This window comes from Streptomyces griseorubiginosus (assembly GCF_017614965.1).
GTDB classification, from domain to species: Bacteria; Actinomycetota; Actinomycetes; order Streptomycetales; family Streptomycetaceae; genus Streptomyces; species Streptomyces griseorubiginosus_B.
In genome coordinates this window covers 1-18,762 of sequence record NZ_WVUG01000170.1, presented here as the reverse complement: position 1 = coordinate 18,762, position 18,762 = coordinate 1, and the positions used below count along the sequence as shown (strand labels likewise).

20 protein-coding genes are annotated in these 18,762 nt (G+C 71.2%); 11 read left to right on the top strand and 9 right to left on the bottom strand.

Translation table 11 applies throughout. From position 1 onward, the window contains the following. Positions 1-35 precede the first annotated feature (35 nt). From GRC12_RS27520 to GRC12_RS27495, 6 genes are all read left to right on the top strand, one after another. A complete protein-coding gene (locus GRC12_RS27520; RefSeq protein ID WP_308286654.1) occupies positions 36-1,595 on the top strand; it encodes an ABC transporter ATP-binding protein in 1,560 nt (519 codons plus the stop codon). Beyond that, a complete protein-coding gene (locus tag GRC12_RS27515) occupies positions 1,592-2,719 on the top strand; it encodes an ABC transporter permease (RefSeq protein WP_208782069.1) in 1,128 nt (375 codons plus the stop codon). The genes GRC12_RS27520 and GRC12_RS27515 overlap by 4 nt, the downstream gene beginning before the upstream one ends. After that, positions 2,719-4,005 (top strand): ABC transporter permease, encoded by a 1,287-nt coding sequence (locus GRC12_RS27510; RefSeq protein ID WP_208782068.1) that lies wholly within the window; start codon positions 2,719-2,721, stop codon positions 4,003-4,005. Before GRC12_RS27515 ends, GRC12_RS27510 begins: the two co-directional genes overlap by 1 nt. Then, positions 4,002-4,403, top strand: coding sequence for a cytidine deaminase (locus GRC12_RS27505; RefSeq protein WP_208782067.1), 402 nt, complete (start codon positions 4,002-4,004; stop codon positions 4,401-4,403). Before GRC12_RS27510 ends, GRC12_RS27505 begins: the two co-directional genes overlap by 4 nt. A 75-nt stretch (positions 4,404-4,478) precedes the next feature. Beyond that, positions 4,479-5,762, top strand: coding sequence for a thymidine phosphorylase (locus tag GRC12_RS27500; protein WP_208782066.1), 1,284 nt, complete (start codon positions 4,479-4,481; stop codon positions 5,760-5,762). A gap of 96 nt (positions 5,763-5,858) precedes the next feature. Then, positions 5,859-6,443, top strand: coding sequence for a Uma2 family endonuclease (locus tag GRC12_RS27495; RefSeq protein WP_133049963.1), 585 nt, complete (start codon positions 5,859-5,861; stop codon positions 6,441-6,443). A 1-nt stretch (position 6,444) separates the two neighbouring features. Here the strand turns inward: GRC12_RS27495 and GRC12_RS27490 are convergent, their stop codons facing one another. Next, a complete protein-coding gene (locus GRC12_RS27490; protein ID WP_208782065.1) occupies positions 6,445-7,365 on the bottom strand; it encodes an AEC family transporter in 921 nt (306 codons plus the stop codon). A gap of 150 nt (positions 7,366-7,515) precedes the next feature. Between GRC12_RS27490 and GRC12_RS27485 the strand changes: the two genes are divergently transcribed. Beyond that, positions 7,516-7,902 (top strand): STAS domain-containing protein, encoded by a 387-nt coding sequence (locus GRC12_RS27485; protein ID WP_208782064.1) that lies wholly within the window; start codon positions 7,516-7,518, stop codon positions 7,900-7,902. Here GRC12_RS27485 and GRC12_RS27480 read toward each other — a convergent pair. Next, on the bottom strand, positions 7,786-8,814 hold the full coding sequence (locus GRC12_RS27480) for a sigma-70 family RNA polymerase sigma factor (RefSeq protein ID WP_208782063.1): 1,029 nt from the start codon (positions 8,812-8,814) through the stop codon (positions 7,786-7,788). The genes GRC12_RS27485 and GRC12_RS27480 overlap by 117 nt on opposite strands. Before the next feature lie 130 nt (positions 8,815-8,944). After that, the gene (locus GRC12_RS27475; RefSeq protein ID WP_208782062.1) at positions 8,945-10,216 is read right to left on the bottom strand and encodes an MFS transporter; all 1,272 of its coding nucleotides are present in this window, start codon (positions 10,214-10,216) and stop codon (positions 8,945-8,947) included. A gap of 63 nt (positions 10,217-10,279) precedes the next feature. Between GRC12_RS27475 and GRC12_RS27470 the strand changes: the two genes are divergently transcribed. Then, entirely contained in the window at positions 10,280-11,242 is a 963-nt protein-coding gene (locus GRC12_RS27470; protein ID WP_208782061.1) for a LysR family transcriptional regulator, read from the top strand. A 62-nt stretch (positions 11,243-11,304) separates the two neighbouring features. Here the strand turns inward: GRC12_RS27470 and GRC12_RS27465 are convergent, their stop codons facing one another. Continuing rightward, positions 11,305-12,066, bottom strand: coding sequence for an alpha/beta hydrolase (locus GRC12_RS27465; protein WP_208782060.1), 762 nt, complete (start codon positions 12,064-12,066; stop codon positions 11,305-11,307). A 113-nt stretch (positions 12,067-12,179) separates the two neighbouring features. Here GRC12_RS27465 and GRC12_RS27460 point away from each other — a divergent pair, with 113 nt between their 5' ends. Next, entirely contained in the window at positions 12,180-13,337 is a 1,158-nt protein-coding gene (locus GRC12_RS27460; RefSeq protein ID WP_208782059.1) for an adenosine deaminase, read from the top strand. Positions 13,338-13,477: 140 nt separating this feature from the next. Next, the gene (locus GRC12_RS27455) at positions 13,478-13,837 is read left to right on the top strand and encodes an ATP-binding protein (protein ID WP_208782058.1); all 360 of its coding nucleotides are present in this window, start codon (positions 13,478-13,480) and stop codon (positions 13,835-13,837) included. A 76-nt stretch (positions 13,838-13,913) separates the two neighbouring features. On the opposite strand, the gene GRC12_RS27450 is transcribed toward GRC12_RS27455, so the two are convergent. The 5 genes from GRC12_RS27450 to afsQ1 all read right to left on the bottom strand — a co-directional run bounded on the left by GRC12_RS27450 (position 13,914) and on the right by afsQ1 (position 17,724). Continuing rightward, complete coding sequence (locus tag GRC12_RS27450) at positions 13,914-14,117, bottom strand: PspC domain-containing protein (RefSeq protein ID WP_133049972.1); 204 nt, start codon at positions 14,115-14,117, stop codon at positions 13,914-13,916. Between the two features lie 98 nt (positions 14,118-14,215). After that, entirely contained in the window at positions 14,216-14,767 is a 552-nt protein-coding gene (locus GRC12_RS27445) for a VanZ family protein (protein WP_208782057.1), read from the bottom strand. 118 nt (positions 14,768-14,885) lie between these two features. Beyond that, positions 14,886-15,491 (bottom strand): hypothetical protein, encoded by a 606-nt coding sequence (locus GRC12_RS27440; RefSeq protein WP_208782056.1) that lies wholly within the window; start codon positions 15,489-15,491, stop codon positions 14,886-14,888. Further along, positions 15,488-17,050: a sensor histidine kinase gene (locus GRC12_RS27435; protein WP_208782055.1), complete on the bottom strand. Its 1,563-nt coding sequence runs from the start codon at positions 17,048-17,050 to the stop codon at positions 15,488-15,490. Before GRC12_RS27435 ends, GRC12_RS27440 begins: the two co-directional genes overlap by 4 nt. Then, a complete protein-coding gene (afsQ1, locus tag GRC12_RS27430) occupies positions 17,047-17,724 on the bottom strand; it encodes a two-component system response regulator AfsQ1 (RefSeq protein WP_013001223.1) in 678 nt (225 codons plus the stop codon). The genes GRC12_RS27435 and afsQ1 overlap by 4 nt, the downstream gene beginning before the upstream one ends. Positions 17,725-17,978: 254 nt before the next feature. Between afsQ1 and GRC12_RS27425 the strand changes: the two genes are divergently transcribed. Further along, positions 17,979-18,722 (top strand): SigE family RNA polymerase sigma factor, encoded by a 744-nt coding sequence (locus tag GRC12_RS27425; RefSeq protein WP_208782054.1) that lies wholly within the window; start codon positions 17,979-17,981, stop codon positions 18,720-18,722. Positions 18,723-18,762 lie beyond the last annotated feature (40 nt).

Below are 18,762 nucleotides of genomic sequence, written 5' to 3'. Positions count from 1 at the left end.
CCTCAGCCCCCTTTGCCCCCCGAGGAGAGTGCGCCATCAACGCGTCCAGCCCTCCCGCTGCCGTCGAACTGCGCGGCATCACCAAGCGTTTCCCCGGTGTCGTGGCCAACAAGGACATCGACATCACCGTCCGCACGGGAACCGTCCACGCCCTGTGCGGTGAGAACGGCGCCGGCAAGTCCACCCTGATGAAGATCCTCTACGGCATGCAGCAGGCCGACGAGGGCACCATCACCGTGAACGGCGAGACCGTCGTCTTCCACAACCCCGCCGACGCCATCGCCCGCGGCATCGGCATGGTGCACCAGCACTTCATGCTCGCCGACAACCTCACCGTCCTGGAGAACGTCGTCCTCGGCGCGGAGAAGCTGTACGGCATCGGCGCCAAGGCGCGCGCGAAGATCAAGGAACTCTCCGACGCATACGGGCTCAACGTGCGCCCGGACGTCCTGCTGGAGGAGCTCGGCGTCGCCGACCGCCAGCGCGTGGAGATCCTCAAGGTCCTCTACCGCGGCGCCAAGACCCTCATCCTCGACGAGCCCACCGCCGTCCTCGTCCCGCAGGAGGTCGACGCCCTCTTCGACAACCTGCGCGAGCTCAAGGCCGAGGGCCTCACCGTCATCTTCATCTCCCACAAGCTCGGCGAAGTCCTGTCCGTGGCCGACGAGATCACCGTCATCCGCCGCGGCACCACCGTCGGCACCGTGAAGCCGGCCGGCACCACGACCAAGCAGCTCGCCGAGCTGATGGTCGGCAGCGAACTGCCCACGCCGGAGACCGAGGAGTCCACGGTCACCGACGTCCCGCTGCTGAAGGTGGACGGCCTGCGCCTGGCCCAGACCGACCTCGACGGCGTCGAGCGGATCATCCTCGACGACATCTCCTTCACCATCCACAAGGGCGAGGTCCTCGGCATCGCCGGCGTCGAGGGCAACGGCCAGTCCGAGCTGGTCGAGGCCATCATGGGCATCCGTGCCCTGAACTCCGGCACGATCGCCCTCGACGGCACCGACATCTCCCACGTCCCCACCCGCCACCGCCGCGAGGCCGGCGTCGGCTACATCCCCGAGGACCGCCACCGCCACGGCCTGCTCCTCGAGGCCCCGCTGTGGGAGAACCGCATCCTCGGCCACGTCACCGAGAAGCCCAACTCCCGCGGCCAGCTGCTCGACATCAGGGGCGCCCGCGGCGACACCGAGCGCATCATCGAGGCGTACGACGTCCGCACCCCCGGCATCGACGTCACCGCCGCCTCCCTCTCCGGCGGCAACCAGCAGAAGCTGATCGTCGGCCGCGAGATGAGCCACGAGCCCAAGCTGCTCATCGCCGCCCACCCCACCCGGGGCGTGGACGTCGGCGCGCAGGCGGCGATCTGGGACCACATCCGCGAGGCCCGCCGCGAGGGCCTGGCGGTGCTGCTGATCTCCGCCGACCTGGACGAGCTCATCGGCCTGTCCGACACCCTGCGGGTGATGTACCGCGGCCGACTGGTCGCCGACGCCGACCCCGCCACCATCACCCCCGAGGAGCTGGGCTCCGCCATGACGGGTGCGGCCACCGGCCACCTGGAGCACACAGAGGACGACGCCCGATGAACAAGCTGACCCAACGCATCGACAAGGAGCGGCTGCTCCTCGCCATCGCGGCCCCGCTGCTCGCGATCGTCGCCGCGCTCGTCGTCACCACCCTGGTGATCCTCGCCACCGGCAAGAACCCGTTCGACGCCTTCAGCGACATGGTGACCTACGGCACCGCAAGCGACAGCCAGGTCTACATCCTCAACAAGGCGACGACGTACTACCTGGCCGGTGTCGCGGTGGCCATCGGCTTCCGCATGAACCTGTTCAACATCGGCGTCGACGGCCAGTACCGCATCGCCGCGTTCTTCGCCGCCGTCCTCGGCGGCGCGCTGACCACGCCCGGCTGGATCTCCATCCCGCTGATCATCCTGTGCGCGATGGGCACCGGCGCCGTGTGGGCGGGCATCGCGGGCGTGCTGAAGGTGACCCGGGGCGTCAGCGAGGTCATCTCGACGATCATGCTCAACGCGATCGCCACCGCGATCATCGCCTACCTGCTGCAGCCCGGGAAGCTCGCCGAACTCCAGGCCGGCGGTACGGTCGTGTCCACCAAGCCGCTGCGCTCGTCCTCGTACTTCTTCCAGATCAACACCGGCCCGGCGGGCGAGCTGTGGGGCTTCATCTTCATCGCCGTGCTCGTCGGCATCGCGTACTGGTTCGTGCTCGGCCGCACCCGGTTCGGCTTCGACCTGCGCACCGTCGGCCAGTCCGAGAGCGCGGCCGCCGCGAGCGGTGTCTCCGTGAAGAAGATGATCGCGACCAGCATGCTCATCTCCGGCGCGATCGCCGGCCTCATCGGCATGCCGACCCTGCTCAACGACAGCCACCAGTTCAGCAACGACTTCCCGACCGGCATCGGCTTCACCGGCATCGCCATCGCCCTGCTCGGCCGCAACAACCCGGTCGGCATCGCGCTGGGCGCCCTGCTGTGGGGCTTCCTGGAGCGCACCACCAACCACCTGGAGTTCCAGGGCTACGACAAGGAGATCCTCGGCGTCATCCAGGGCGTGATCGTCCTGTGCGTCGTGATCGCCTACGAGGTCGTACGACGTTACGGCCTCAAGCGCCAGCAGCAGCGGGTCGGCGCCGAACTCGCCGCCCAGGCCGCCGCCCCGACCGAGAAGCAGGAGGTGGCGTGATGACTGCCACGATGACCGACACGCCGCCGCCCGCGGCCCCCAAGACGGACACCGAACGCACCCGGTCGGGCCGTCCGCTCGGCCAGATCCTCATGATCGTCGCCGGCGCCCTGCTGCTCGTCGCCGCGGTCCGCGTCATCACCGGGGCGAACCAGCTCACCTCCGACGGACAGGTCAGCGCCGCGCTGAGCCTCGCCGTCCCGATCGGCCTCGCCGGTCTCGCGGGCCTGTGGTCCGAGCGCTCCGGCGTGGTCAACATCGGCCTCGAGGGCATGATGATCCTCGGCACCTTCGGCGCCGGCTGGATCGGCTGGCAGTCCAGCCCCTGGCTCGGCCTGCTGTGCGGTGTCGGCTTCGGCGTCCTCGGCGGACTGCTGCACGCCGTCGCCACCGTCACCTTCGGCGTGGACCACATCGTCTCCGGTGTCGCGATCAACCTGCTCGCGCTGGGCACCACCCAGTACCTCGCCAAGCTGTTCTTCACCAACGGCAAGGCGGCCGACGCGGGCGGCAACCCCAAGCAGTCCCCGCCGGTGGACTCGCTGCCCGACTTCGACATCCCGGGCCTGTCCGACGCCCTGCAGTCCCTCGAGAAGCACCACTGGTTCCTGATCTCCGACATCGCCGGCATCCTCGGCGGTCTGGTGACCAACCTGTCCGTGATCACGATCCTCGCCTTCGCGCTGTTCGTCGCCAGCTGGTGGCTGCTGTGGCGCACGCCGTTCGGTCTGCGGCTGCGCTCCTGCGGCGAGAACCCGGTCGCGGCGGAGTCCCTCGGCGTCAACGTCTACAAGTACAAGTACGCGGCCGTCGCCGTCTCCGGCGGCCTGGCCGGCCTCGGCGGCGCCTTCCTCGCGCTGGTCACCTCGCACATCTACCTCGAGAACCAGACCGGCGGCCGCGGCTACATCGGTCTCGCCGCCATGATCTTCGGCAACTGGCGGCCCGGCGGACTCGCCATGGGCGCGGGCCTGTTCGGCTACTCCGACGCGCTGCAGCTGCGCAACGGCGGCCAGACCGTGCACGCGCTGCTGCTCCTGCTGGTCGTGCTGCTCGTGGCGATGGCGGGCTGGAAGATGTACAAGAAGGCCCACTGGCAGGGCGGCATCAGCCTCTTCGTGGGCGCGCTCGTCCTGCTGTGGTACCTGGTCACCGACGAGGTCCCGAGCGACTTCGTGGGCGCCACCCCGTACGTCGTCACCCTCCTCGTGCTGTCGCTGTCCGCGCAGCGCCTGAGGATGCCGAAGGCCGACGGCATGCGCTACCGCAAGGGCCAGGGCAAGTGAGCCGGCCGGCCGCCGTCGACTGGGAGGCGCTGCGCGAGCTGGCCCGCGAGGCCATGACGCACGCCTACGCCCCCTACTCCGGCTACCCGGTCGGCGTCGCCGCCCTGGTCGACGACGGCCGCACGGTCTCCGGCTGCAACGTCGAGAACGCCAGCTACGGCCTCGGCCTGTGCGCCGAGTGCGGGCTGGTCTCGGAGCTGCAGCGCACCGGCGGCGGCCGGCTGACGCACTTCACGTGCGTCGACGGCCGCGGCGAGATCCTGGTCCCGTGCGGCCGCTGCCGTCAGCTGCTGTACGAGTTCGGGGGCCCCGAGCTGCTCCTGGAGACCCCGGCGGGCATCCTCCCGCTCTCCGAGATGCTGCCCCAGGCCTTCGGCCCGGACCATCTCACCAAGTAACTCCCGTACGGCCCCTCCGACCTGAGTCGAGCGGAGGGGCCGCACACTTCCTGAACCACGGAAGGACCGCACGCCATGGCCACAGACGCCATCTCCGTCATCCGCACCAAGCGGGACCGCGGCGAACTCAGCGACGAGCAGATCGACTGGGTCATCGACGCGTACACCCGCGGGGAGGTCGCCGACGAGCAGATGTCCGCGCTCGCCATGGCGATCCTCCTCAACGGCATGAACCGCCGCGAGATCGCCCGCTGGACGGCCGCGATGATCGCCTCCGGCGAGCGCATGGACTTCTCCTCCCTGTCCCGCCCCACGGCCGACAAGCACTCCACGGGCGGCGTCGGCGACAAGATCACCCTCCCGCTGGCCCCCCTGGTCGCCGCGTGCGGCGCCGCCGTCCCGCAGCTGTCGGGCCGCGGCCTGGGCCACACCGGCGGCACCCTGGACAAGCTGGAGTCGATCCCCGGCTGGCGCGCACTGCTGTCCAACGAGGAGATGCTGCACGTCCTCGACACCACCGGCGCGGTGATCTGCGCGGCGGGCGACGGCCTGGCCCCCGCCGACAAGAAGCTCTACGCCCTGCGGGACGTCACCGGCACGGTCGAGGCGATCCCGCTGATCGCCTCCTCCATCATGTCCAAGAAGATCGCGGAGGGCACGGGCTCCCTGGTCCTGGATGTGAAGGTGGGCACGGGCGCCTTCATGAAGACGATCGAGGACGCGAGGGAGCTCGCGTCCACGATGGTGGGCCTCGGCACCGACCACGGAGTGAAGACGGTCGCCCTCCTCACGGACATGTCCACCCCGCTCGGCCTGAGCGCGGGCAATGCGCTGGAGGTCCGCGAGTCGCTGGAGGTCCTGGCGGGCGGCGGCCCGGCGGACGTGGTGGAGCTGACCCTCGCCCTGGCCCGCGAAATGCTGGACGCGGCCGGGGTGAAGGACGCGGACCCGGCGAAGGCCCTGGCCGACGGCTCGGCCATGGACGTCTGGCGCCGCATGATCGCGGCCCAGGGCGGCGACCCGGACGCGGAGCTGCCGGTGGCCCGTGAGCAGCACGTCATCAAGGCCCCGTCCTCGGGTGTCCTGACCCGCCTCGACGCCTACGGAATCGGCGTCGCCGCCTGGCGCCTCGGCGCGGGGCGCGCCCGTAAGGAGGACCCGGTGCAGGCGGGCGCGGGCGTGGAGATGCACGCCAAGCCCGGCGACCAGGTCACCGAGGGCCAGCCCCTCCTGACCCTCCACACCGACACCCCCGAACGCTTCGAGTACGCGCTCCAGGCGGTGGAGGGTTCGTACGACATCGGGGCGACGGGCACCGCCTTCCCGGCGTCGCCGGTGGTGCTGGAACGTATCGCCTGACCAGGGGAGTTCCCCCTTCGAGTGAACGGGATCGGTGGACCCCCACCGGTCCCGTTCGGCATGCTGGGATCGGTGACGCAACCGAAGGAGACCGCCATGAGCGCACTCACCGTGGGCCACGACCCCGAGCAGAGCTGGGACGACCTCGTCCGGTTCTGGGAGGAGATGGACTGGCCCGAGGGCAGCAAGGTGGAGATCATCGAGGGGATCATCACCGTGTCACCTGCTCCTGCGTCCCGTCACAACGTGATCGCGGCCCGCATCCAGCGTCGCCTGTACTCCGTGATCCCCGAGGACTGGGAGATCTTCCAGACACAGGCCATCGCCGTCCCCTCGCGGCTCGGCATGTTCATCCCGGACATCCTGGTCGCCCCGGTCCAGGAGTGCACCGAGGCGGACACCTATCTGCCGGCCGCCGTGGCCGAACTCGTCGTGGAGGTCACCTCCAGGAAGAACGCCCGCCACGACCGTGTGAGCAAGCCGGCCGCCTACGCTTCCGCCGGCATCCCCCTCTACCTCCTGGTCGACCGCTGGGCACCCGAGGGTCCTACCGCGACGCTCTACGGAGAGCCGCACGGAGACGTGTACCGTCCGCTCGACGTCGCCAAGTTCGGCGAACTTCTCACCCTTCCCGCGCCCTTCGACCTCGTCATCGACACCAGCGAGTTCCCCGAGACCTGAGTCACCCCAACAGCGCCGCGACAACCACCAGCACCGGCACCGACAGCACCGTCGACAGCAGGATCGAGTCGCGGGCCAGGCCCTCGGCCACCCGGTAGCGGCTCGCGTACGTGTACAGGTTCTGCGCGGCCGGGAGTGCCGACGTCACCACCACGTCGAGGAGTTGGTGGCCCCGGAGGCCGAACACGGCTGTCGCCAGGGCCCAGGCCGCTGTCGGCTGGCCCACCGACTTCAGGGCCACGGACAAGAACACGGCCCCCCTGTCGGCGCCCCGTCCCGGCATCGTGCTGCCGCACAGGGAGATGCCGAAGGCCAGCAGGACCGCCGGGACCGACATGTTGCCGATCAGGGTGATCGGGTCCATGACGGGGGCCGGGACCTGCACGCCGAGCGCCGACACCGCGACGCCCGCCAGTGAGCCCACCGCGATGGGGTTGCGCAGGGGTGTCAGCAGGCGCAGCCACAGCGGGCCCTTCTCGCCCTTGCCGGACAGGTCGAGGATCGTCAGGGCGACCGGGGTGACCCCGATGAGCTGGAAGAGCAGGACCGGCGCGACGAGGGAGGCGTCACCGAGGACGTACACCGCGATCGGGATGCCGAGGTTGCCCGAGTTGACGTAACTGGAGCACAGGGCGCCGATGGTGGTGCGGCCCACGCCCCAGTCCCGTGCGGCCCCCACCGCGACGAAGACGCCCGCCGCCGCGGCCGTGCTCATCGCCGTCACCAGCAGCCGGCTGGAGAAGACCACCGACAGGTCGGCCCGGGCGAGCGTGGTGAAGAGCAGGGCGGGGGAGGCCACATGGAAGGCGAGCTTGGTCAGCACCTCCCGGCCGTGTTCGCCGAGATGCCCCTGCCTGCCGATGACGTACCCCACCCCGATGACGACCGCGATCACCGCGAATCCCGTCAACACGCCCTGCACGGCGCCTCCTCGGCGGGCAGGAGGACGTCGTGTATCCGGGGCGGTACTGGTCGGTGGCGCATACAGGCAACCCTCCGGGGCAGGAGGGCGGACGGTCAATGTGATTCCGTGCGGCGCCGCGCGGACACGCCTCGTGGGCGGTGCGCTCCGATGAGTTCCGCCCGCCCGCCCGGTCTACCGGTCGTGGACGCCATGACACCCGCCGTACTCGTGCTGCCCGGCCCCGTCACCCGTGACGAGGTGGCGGGGCTGTGCGACGACGTACGAGCGCTGCTGGAGGCGGGCGGGGCGGGAGTGGTCGTGGTCGACGTCGCCGGCATCGGGCCGCCGGGCCTGGCCGCCGTGGACCTGCTGGCCCGGCTCCAGCTGGCCGCCCGGCGGGCCGGCGGACGGATCCGGCTGCGGGATCCGGCGCCCTCCCTACGCGCCCTGCTCGACCTGGCCGGGCTCCGCTTCGAGGTGGAGGGGCAGCCCGAACAGCGGGAACCACCGCTTGGTGTCGAGGAAGAAGTGGAACCCGGTGAGCCGGCCGTCTGAGATCTCCAGCACCTGCACCGCCCAGGGCGCGTAACCGCCCGCCTCCGGGTCCGGCTTGTACTGGGCGAACCCGGGCAGGCCGTTGACCTGGACCGGCACCAGTCGCGAGCCCTCGCAGGCGGAGCCGAGCGTGGTCATGAAGCCCGTGATGTCGTCGTGGCCGGTCAGCCACAGGTCGAACGGCGGCATCGTCATGACGGCGTCCTCGTGCAGCAGGGCCGTCAGAGCGGTCATGTCGTAGCCCTCGAAGGCCGCCACATACCGCTCCAGGAGCTTCTGCTGCTCCTCGTCCAGCGGGTCGGAGACGGCCGCCGAGGCCGCCTTGTCGCCCTGCTCCCGCTCGGCGAGGGTGGCCCGGGCCCGCTGCAGCGCGCTGTTGACCGAGGCGACCGAGGTGTCGAGCAGTTCCGCGACCTCGCTCGCCTTCCAGGCCAGCACCTCGCGCAGGATCAGCACGGCGCGCTGCTTGGCGGGCAGCTGCTGCAGCGCCGCCATGAAGGCCAGCCGCACGGACTCTTTGGCGACGGCCGCCTCCGCCGGGTCGTCGGTCGTGGGCAGCACGCGGTTGTCCGGCATCGGCTCGAGCCAGGTGTTGTCCGGGCGGGGGGAGAGGGCGGCCTGGGCGAGCGGGGTCGACTCGCTGAGGTCCATCGGGCGGGCGCGCTTGTTGCCGGCGGTCAGCATGTCGAGGCAGACGTTGGTCGCGATGCGGTAGAGCCAGGAACGCAGACTGGAGCGGCCCTCGAACTTCTCGTAGCTCCGCCAGGCGCGGACCATGGTGTCCTGCACCGCGTCCTCGGCCTCGAAGGAGGAGCCGAGCATGCGGTAGCAGTACCCGGTCAGCTCGACGCGGTGTTTCTCCAGCTTGAGGTCCAGGTCCGCCGTCGCGGTCGCCGCCGTGCTCTCGCCCATCGTCCACCCACCCCTGTGGCCGTTCTGTGTCGCGCCTTTGCGCCCAGCACTTCGGAAGCTACCGCAGGGCACTGACAATGGCGTGTCGAGCGGGGAAAGGCGCAGGTCACAGGGGGTGGGCGGAAAGGGGCTACGCCGTGACCGGGCGGCGCGCGGCGACCCTCGCCGCCCGCGTGCCGAACGCCGTGATCGTCACGACCCCCAGGACCGCCAGCAGCCCCACGCCGACCGTCCCGGCCCAGCCCCCGGCGTGGAAGGCCGTCGCCCCCACCGTGCTGCCCGCGCTGGAGCCGACGTAGTACGCCGACTGGTACAGCGCAGACGCCTGCGCGCGCCCGGTCGTGGCCGTCTTGCTCACGGCCGAGGAGGCGACCGCGTGGCCCGCGAAGAAGCCCGCCGTGATCAGCACCAGGCCCAGCAGGACCAGCGGCAGCGACGGCGCCAGGGACACCAGCAGCCCCGTGGCGGTCGTACCGCCCGCCAGGTACAGGGCCCCGCGGCGGCCCAGCCGGCCCACCAGCCGGCCGGCCGTCGACGCCGAGACCGTGCCGACCAGGTACACCAGGAAGATCGACCCGATGATGCCCTGGGGGAGCGAGAAGGGGGCCTCGGTCAGGCGGTAGCCGATGACCGTGTAGACCCCGCCGAACACCGTCATGAACAGCGCGCCGATCGCGTACAGCCGGCGCAGCAGCGGGTCGGAGAGGTGGTCACGGACCGTCCGGGCCAGGACGCGCGGGCGCAGCGATCCGGCGACGAAGTGGGTCGGCGCCGGCAGCAGCATCCGGAAGGCGGCCGCGCAGACGACGGCGATCACCCCGATGACGCCCACCGCGGCCCGCCAGCCCCACTCCTGCGCGACCCAGCCGGTGACGACCCGGCCGCTCATCCCGCCGACGCTGTTGCCCGCCACGAACAGCCCGATCGCCGTGACCAGGGCCTTCGGCTGGACCTCCTCGGCGAGGTAGGCGGTCGCGGACGCCGGAAGCCCGGCCAGCGCGGCGCCCTGCAGGCCCCGCAGCACCACCAGCACGCCCAGCGACGGAGCGAACGGCACCAGCAGTCCCACGGTCACCGCCACCGCGAGCGAGGCCGTCATCACCGTACGGCGCCCGAAGCGCTCCGACAGCGCGCTCATCGGCAGCACGAACAGCGCGAGCCCGCCCGTCGCCGCCGCCACCGTCCAGCTCGCCTCGCTCGCCGCCACCCCGAACTCACCGGAGATCAGCGGCAGCAGGGCCTGCGTGGAGTACAGCAGCGCGAAGGTCGCGACCCCCGCGAGGAACAGCGCGAAACTCATCCGGCGATAGCCGGGCCCACCCGGGGCCATACGGGAGTCGACGACAGGGACGGGCGTGGAGGCGCCCACGGCGGTGGACGCCCCGGTACTGGCGGGAGACATGCCTCGAAGCTACGCACGCCCCCGCTCATCCGTCCAATGCACGGAATCGCCATAATCGTTCCCATGGTGCATCAACCGAGTTCACCGGCCCGCCTGTCACCGACCGGTGACACACAAGACACGACGGACATGGCGATGCTGCTCGCCCCACGCCTCGCCCACTTCGCCGGCGTCGCCCGCACCGAGCACGTCACCCGCGCCGCCCAGGAACTCCAGGTCCCCCAGTCGACGCTCTCCCGTGCGATGGTCCGCCTCGAACAGGACCTCGGCGTCGACCTGTTCGCCCGCCACGGCCGCACCCTCTCCCTCACCCCGGCCGGGCGCACCTTCCTCGCCTCCGTCGAGCGCGCCCTCGCCGAGATCGAACGTGCCGCCGACGAGGTCCGCGCCGACGCCGACCCCGCCACCGGCAAGGTCGCCTTCGGGTTCCTGCACACCATGGGCGCGGAAACCGTCCCCGGGCTCATCCATGCCTTCCGCGTCGACCATCCCCGGGTCCGCTTCAGCCTCGTCCAGAACTACGGCGAGGCCATGCTGGAGAAACTCCGCGCCGGCGAGCTGGACCTCTGTCTGACCTCGCCCGTCCCGGACGCCCCCGACCTCGTCGCCCGCCGCCTCGACGAACAGAAACTCCGTCTGGTCGTCCCCGCCGACCACCGCCTCGCCGCCCGCAGACGCGTCCGCCTCGCGGAAGCGGCCGACGAGACCTTCGTGACCCTGGAACCCGGGTACGGCCTGCGCCGCATCACGGACGACCTGTGCAAGGAGGCGGGCTTCAGGCCCCGGATCGCCTTCGAGGGAGAGGAGGCGGAGACCCTCAGGGGCCTGGTCGCGGCGGGCCTGGGCGTCGCTCTGCTGCCTCCACCGGCCTTCCCCCGTCCCGGCGTCGTGGAGCTGACCGTCACGTCCCCGAGGGCGGCCCGCGAGATCGGCGTGGCCTGGCTCGACGGCCACCCGGACACACCCCCGGTGGCGGCCTTCAAGAAGTTCCTGCTGTCCAGGAGGGGCGGCCTGCTCCCGTCCTAGCTCACCCGGCGCGGCGGTCGGCTCACCGGCGTGATGACCGGCTCACCGGCGTGAAGACCGGCTCACCGGTGCAACGATTTTCCGAACCCGACGGCCAGCGGCATCCGCAGCCCCAACGGTGGCGGAGCCGCCAGCGCGTCCTGGACGGGCCGCGACACCACGCCTCCGAACAGCGCGCCCAGCACGAAGTCCTCGGCGAGCGCCTGCACTTCCGCCCGGTACTGGTGCAACCCGTGTCCGTCGGAGTGCACTTCGAACCGGCACACGTCCCGGTTCGCCTTCTTTGCCCGGGCCGCCAGCCGGAAGGACAGCTCGGGGTCGCACACGTCGTCGTTCGTGCCGTGCACGATCAGCACCCGCCGCCCGACGAGCTGTTTCACCGGTTCGGGCGAGGCCGCCATGTCGTCCTCGGGGAGCCAAGGCGCGATCGCCACCACGGAGTTGACGGCCTCGTGCCCGCCCGCCCTGAGAGCGGCCCGGCCGCCCATGTCGAGGCCGACGAGGCAGACGGGGACGTCGCCGTAGCGCCGTACGACCTCGTCGGCGGCCCAGGAGGCGTCCTGGGCCAGGTGCGCCTCGCTGCCGTTCCACCCCCGGTACCGGTAGTGGACGACATGCGCGGCCAGGCCCTGCTCCCGGCCCGCGCGGGCCAGCCGACGGCCCAGCGCCCGTACGGATGCCGTGGCGAGCATGGGGGACGGTCTGCGGCCGGACTCCTCGTCGCCGCCGGGGAGCAGCAGCGCCACTCCGCTCACCGCCGTCGGCTCCGGGCCGAGCGCCCTCCCCAGCCGGGCCCGTCGAACCGGCGTCGCTTGGTGTGCCATGACAGAACAGTGTCAGAAGGACGGGTGTACGCGACCCGTCCTCGCGGTCACCGTTACGTATCGACGCGGCTGTACACCGCGCGGTCTACGCGCGTAGGAGGTACAGTGCGGAAATGACGAGCCAGACCATCTCGAACACCCCGACGCCGGACCAGATCCGCCGGGCGCCGAAGGTTCTGCTGCACGACCACCTCGACGGCGGCCTCCGCCCGGGGACGATCGTCGAACTCGCCCGCGACACGGGCTACTCACGTCTCCCCGAGACCGACCCCGGCCGGCTCGGCGCCTGGTTCCGCGAGGCCGCCGACTCCGGGTCCCTGGAGCGGTACCTGGAGACCTTCTCCCACACCGTCGGTGTGATGCAGACTCGCGACGCCCTGGTCCGGGTCGCCCGCGAGTGCGCCGAGGACCTCGCCGAGGACGGGGTCGTCTACGCGGAGGTGCGCTACGCGCCCGAACAGCACCTCGAAGGCGGCCTCAGCCTCGAAGAGGTCGTCGAGGCCGTCAACGAGGGCTTCCGGGAAGGGGAGCGGATCGCCCGGGCGAACGGTCGCCGTATCCGCGTCGGCGCCCTGCTCACCGCGATGCGGCACGCCGCCCGCGCCCTGGAGATCGCCGAACTCGCCAACCGCTACCGGGATCTCGGCGTCGTCGGCTTCGACATCGCGGGCGCGGAGGCCGGTTACCCGCCCACCCGGCACCTCGACGCCTTCGAGTACCTCAAGCGCGAGAACAACCACTTCACCATCCACGCCGGCGAGGCCTTCGGGCTGCCGTCCATCTGGCAGGCCCTGCAGTGGTGCGGCGCCGACCGGCTCGGGCACGGGGTGCGCATCATCGACGACATCCAGGTGCACGCCGACGGCACGGTGAAGCTCGGCCGGCTCGCGTCCTACGTACGGGACAAGCGCATCCCCCTCGAGATGTGCCCCAGCTCCAACCTCCAGACCGGCGCCGCCGCCTCCTACGCCGAGCACCCGATCGGGCTGCTGAGGCGTCTGCACTTCCGGGCGACCGTGAACACGGACAACAGGCTGATGTCCAACACCAGCATGAGCCGGGAATTCGAGCACCTTGTCGAGGCGTTCGGTTACACGCTCGACGACATGCAGTGGTTCTCCGTCAATGCGATGAAATCAGCGTTCATTCCTTTCGATGAACGACTGGCGATGATCAATGACGTCGTCAAGCCCGGATATGCCGAGCTCAAGTCCGAATGGCTGTTCCAGCAAACGGCTTCCACCAGCGGTTCTGCGGACTCCGAGGGCTGATTGGGGGACAGTGGGGTGCAGGGAATGCGGGCGGGTGTTCACAACCCGTCCGCATTTCGATGTTTGCGGCGGACGGGTCGGCATGTTTACGGTCATGGACCGCTCGCATTCCCCGTCATCCCATTTCGAGGACGCATTTCATGAAGCAGTCTGCTGCCAAGACCCTCGGTGTCGCCGCTCTCGGTGCCGCCTTCGCCGCCGTCGGTGCCGGCGCCGCGAACGCCGCCCCCGCGCTCCCGGACACCTCCGGGGCGCTGGACACCGTCACCAAGACGCTCCCGGCGGAGAACGTCTCCAAGGCGCTGCCGGGTGCCGGTGAGGCGGTGAGCCAGGCGCAGCCCGCGCTCGCCACGGGTCTGGCCGCCGTGCAGCCGGCCGTGCAGCGGGTGCTCGCGGACGGGCCGACCGCGCCCGTCGCCGGACTGCTCGGCGGGCTCCCCGTGGGCCAGACCGGCCTGCCCACCCACGGCCTGCCGGTGAACGGCCTCCCGCTCGGCTGAACCGGCCCCCCGGACACGCCGACGGGGCGCACCTCCTGGACACGGGGTGCGCCCCGTCGGCGTACGCGATCCGGGACTACCAGGCGGTGCGCGCCGCCTTCCCCTCCGAGGGCAGCAGGATCCACAGCGCTATGTAGAGCAGGAACTGCGGGCCCGGCAGCAGGCACGACAGCAGGAAGATCACCCGCATCGTGGTCGCGGAGGTGCCGAAGCGACGGGCCAGACCGGCGCACACTCCGCCGATCATGCGGCCGTTGGTGGGGCGGACGAGGGCGGACATGTGCGGCTCCTTCTGTGGTTGACGGCTTGTTCCGGGGGCCAGTGCGGCCTCCCCGACTGCCTTCAACGCTACGTACCCGAAGCTCGCAGAACGTCACACTACGGAGCCATCCCGACCCTGGGAAACGTCGGGGTCGGACCCTGAGCCGCTTCCTCCTGACGGAGGGCCGCCCGCTCCCGCCGCTCGGACCTGCGACGGAGCCGGGCGCGGGAGGCGGGGACGACGGCGAGGTGGGCGAGAGCCACCCCCACCGTGTTGAGCAGCAGCGAGTCGATGTCCGGGACCCGGCCCGGCACACCCGTCTGCAGGATCAGGATGCCCAGCGAGACCAGGGCGGCCGCGACCACCGTACGGACCAGGGAGGCGAGCGGGGAGGCACCGAGCCTGCCGTGGGTCATCGGCAGCAGGACCCCGAGCGGGGCGAGCAGGGCGACGCCCTCGGTGATGCGGTGGGCCGCCTCCGGCCACCCCAGCGTCAGGTCGGCCCGGATGCCGGCCAGGGGACGCAGGTTGGGCGGCTGCACCCAGGGCACGTCCAGCGGACGCAGCGTGAACCAGGCGACGAACGCGAGGTGTGCGACGAGGAGGACACCTCCCGTCACACGGATGCGGATCGCGGCGCTGCCGCCGATGGAGCCTTGACGCTGCACGCCACCCAAGACGCGGCGCCCGGCACGATCGGTTCCGGGTCCGCCGACGTACCTGGACGAGGCCTGTGCCACACCCGCATTCCAGATGCGGTTCACCCGCGCGGGGCCTCGCCGTGCCTCAGCCGCCCGTGACCGCGCTCGACGGCGGTGTCTCGCTGCCCGGCCGGGAACGCAGGTCGCCGGTGCACACGTAGCGGCGCGGCGGCTCCTTGCCGGGGCCGCCCAGGATGACCGAGCCGTCGCCCTCGGCGGCGGCCGAGTCGGAGAACGTGCAGACCAGCTGCGCCAGCGCGTAGGAGGTCAGGTCGCGGGGCTCGGTGCTCAGCCGCAGGGCGTCGTCGGGATCGCCGGGGCGCGGCCCCCCGACGGTCATGCCGCCCCGTACGTCCGTCGTGTACCCGGCCTCCTTCTCGGCCGGGGACGGCGTCGCCGCGAGCTGGTCGAGCAGCCCCTGCGCCACCAGCACCCGCCGCCGCGAGTCCGCCGTGCCGTCCGGGACGCGCACCGTCCGGTCGACGGCCACCAGCGAGGAGCCGCACAGCAGGAACACCTGCACCGGCAGCCCGCGCGAGGCCTGCGCGGTGACGTCCGGCCCGGCCAGCGAGCACAGCACCCGTGAGGGCGCCGCGCCGAAGTCGGTGGGCACCTGGGTGGAGCGGATGCCGCACCCGGTGAGCACCACACCCAGCAGGGACAGCGCCGTCAGCCGGCGTACGTTCCTCACGCCTCCCCCTTCTTCACGTCGCCCTCGGCCGCTTCCTGCGCCAGCGCCGAGGCGTCGCGCGGCAGCCGCAGCGTGAACACCGCGCCGCCGTCGGGCGAGTTGGCGGCGGTGATCTCGCCGCCGTGGATGTGCGCGTTCTCCAGCGCGATGGACAGACCGAGGCCGCTGCCGTCGGAACGGGGCCGCGAGGCGCTCGCCTTGTAGAACCGGTCGAAGACGTGCGGCAGGACGTCCTCGGGGATGCCGGGACCGTGGTCCCGTACGGCGATCACCACGTGGTCGTCCGCGGTCCGCACCGACACCCGCACCGGGGAGCCGCCGTGCTTGAGGGCGTTGCCGATCAGGTTGGCGAGGATGACGTCCAGCCGGCGCGGGTCGAGCCGGGCGTGGATGCCGCGCTCGGCGTCCAGGTCGACCGCGTCCAGCCAGGCGCGGGCGTCGACGCACGCGGTGATCTGGTCGGCCACGTCCACGTCGTCCAGCACCAGCCGGGCCGTACCCGCGTCGAAGCGGGTGACCTCCATAAGGTTCTCGACGAGGTCGTTGAGCCGCCGGGTCTCGCTGACGACGAGCCGCACGGCCGGCTCGATCATCGGATCGATCGACCCGGACTCGGCCTCCAGCTCCTCCTCCAGGATCTCCGTCACCGCGGTGATCGCGGTGAGCGGAGTACGCAGTTCGTGGCTCATGTCGGCGACGAACCGCCGGGACGCCTCGTCCCGCGCGGCCATGTCGTCCACCCGCTTCTCCAGCGCCTCGGCCGCGTCGTTGAACGTCCGTGACAGATCGGCCAGTTCATCGGTCCCGGACACCCTCAGCCGGGTGTCCAGCCTGCCCTCGCCGAGCCGGCGCGCGGCCACCCCCAGCCGCTGCACGGGCTTGAGCACGGTCGAGGCGGCGGCCTGCGCGAGCAGCGCGGAGCCCACCAGCGCGAGACCGGTGGCGATGCCCAGCGACCAGGCGAGCGAGTTGAGGTCCTTGGCCTCCGGCTCCAGCGACTTCAGCATGTAGCCGGTCGGCCCGCCGTCGATCATCCGCGTGCCGGCCACCAGATACGGCGTGCCGTGGTCGACGACCCGCTGCCAGTAGAGGTGGTACGCGTACTTGTTGCCGGAGTCGACCTGCTGCCGCTTGTTGACCGCCGCGCGCAGCGACGCGGGCACGTCCTGCAGCGAGAAGCCGTCCAGGGCGCCCGAACTGCCGTACACCGTGCGGCCGTCGGAGTCCTGGGCGACGAGCAGCACGCTGAAGCGCTGGCTGCTGTTCGCCATCTGGCCCGCGGTGTGCTGCAGTTCGTCCTGCGTGGGATGCGGGGGCAGGGTGCCGGCCCGGGTCTGCATCGCCTGCCGGAAGTCGCCGAGCACGGCGTCCTGGGTACGGGTGAGCACGGCCTCGCGGTTGAGCCAGTACGCGATGCCGGACACGGAGACGGCGGCGGTGAGCGCGACCAGCCCGAACACGACGACCAGCCGCAGCCGCAGGCTGGTGAACCGCAGTCGTGACAGATGTCCCTTACGCGTCGCGGCCCAGCCGCGACCCCCCCCTTGCACTGATGTCACTGAGGCGTGTCCAGCCGGTAGCCCACGCCCCGCACGGTACGGATCAGCGTCGGGGACGAGGGGACGTCCTCGACCTTGGCGCGCAGCCGCTGGACACACGCGTCCACCAGCCGGGAGTCGCCGAGGTAGTCGTGCTCCCACACCAGCCGCAGCAACTGCTGGCGGGAGAGCGCCTGACCGGGCCGCCTGCTCAGCTCCAGCAGCAGCCGCAGCTCGGTCGGGGTGAGCTGCAGGTCCTCGCCGTTCTTCGTCACGGTCATGGCCGCGCGGTCGATGACGAGGCTGCCGAAGGTCGCCGCGTCGTTCGCCTCCCGCTCGCCGCGCCGCAGCACGGCCCGGATCCGGGCGTCGAGCACCCGTCCCTGCACGGGCTTGACGACATAGTCGTCGGCGCCGGACTCCAGCCCGACGACCACGTCGATGTCGTCGCTGCGCGCGGTCAGCAGAATGATCGGCAGCTGGTCCGTGCGCCGGATGCGCCGGCACACCTCGAACCCGTCGATGCCGGGCAGCATCACGTCCAGCACGATCAGGTCCGGCCGCTGTTCGCGCAGCAGCTTCAGGCCGTCCTCACCGGTGGCAGCGGTGGCCACACGGTGTCCCTGGCGCGTCAGTGAGAGCTCCAGGGCCGTGCGGATGGCGTCGTCGTCCTCGATCAGCAACAGGGAAGGCACGGGGGTCATTCTGGCCCATGGCGGGGTGGTGTTTCGACTCCTCATACGCACCTGTACGGCTGTGTGCCCGTACCGCTCTTCTCTGTGACCGGACTGTGCGTCCGCTGCGACCGACCCCTGTGACAGGTCTGTGACAGTCGGCGGACACGGCCATGAAGGTGCGGGGGCAAGCTTTTCGGCACAGGCAAACAGCACCGCGGAGATCCACCGCCTGAGCAAGCAGAACACCGGAAGTCCACGACGGGGGGCGCGAGATGAACACGCTGCACAGCACGAGCAATAGCGCAGTGATCACGCGCCTGCACGACGTGAACGGGGGCCGGGGTTCCAAGGAGTCCGGCGCCGTGAGCGGGCGGGGGTGCGCTCGCGGCGCCGGGCGTCAGCACACCGCGTACATGACGGTGGTTGACGGTTGCACGGGGGAACCGCACGGGGGAAGCGCGTACGGGGAGGACACGGGGGAGCGTCGTTCGCTGTCGGAGGCGGAGTTCACCGCCTACGTCCAGGAGCGCCGCGCCTCCCTGTACGCCACCGCCTACCACCTGACCGGTGACCGCTTCGAGGCCGAGGACCTGCTGCAGAGCGCGCTGTTCTCGACCTACCGGGCGTGGGACCGGATCAGCGACAAGGCCGCGGTCGGGGGCTACCTCCGCCGCACCATGACGAACCTGCACATCAGCGCGTGGCGCCGCCGCAAGCTGAACGAGTACCCGACCGAGGAACTGCCGGAGACGCCCGGCGACACGGACGCGATGCGCGGCACCGAACTGCGCGCGGTCCTGTGGCAGGCGCTGGCCCGGCTGCCCGAACTCCAGCGGACGATGCTGGTCCTGCGCTACTACGAGGGCCGCACCGACCCGGAGATCGCGGAGATACTCGACATCAGTGTCGGCACGGTGAAGTCCAGCATCTGGCGGTCGCTCCGCCGGCTGCGCGAGGACGAGGTCCTCAGCTTCGGCCGTGACGAGGAGAACGCCTTCGGGGAGCTCGTCGCCTGAGGGTCGGGGGGAAGCAAGTCACGGGGGAGCGGTAACCGGG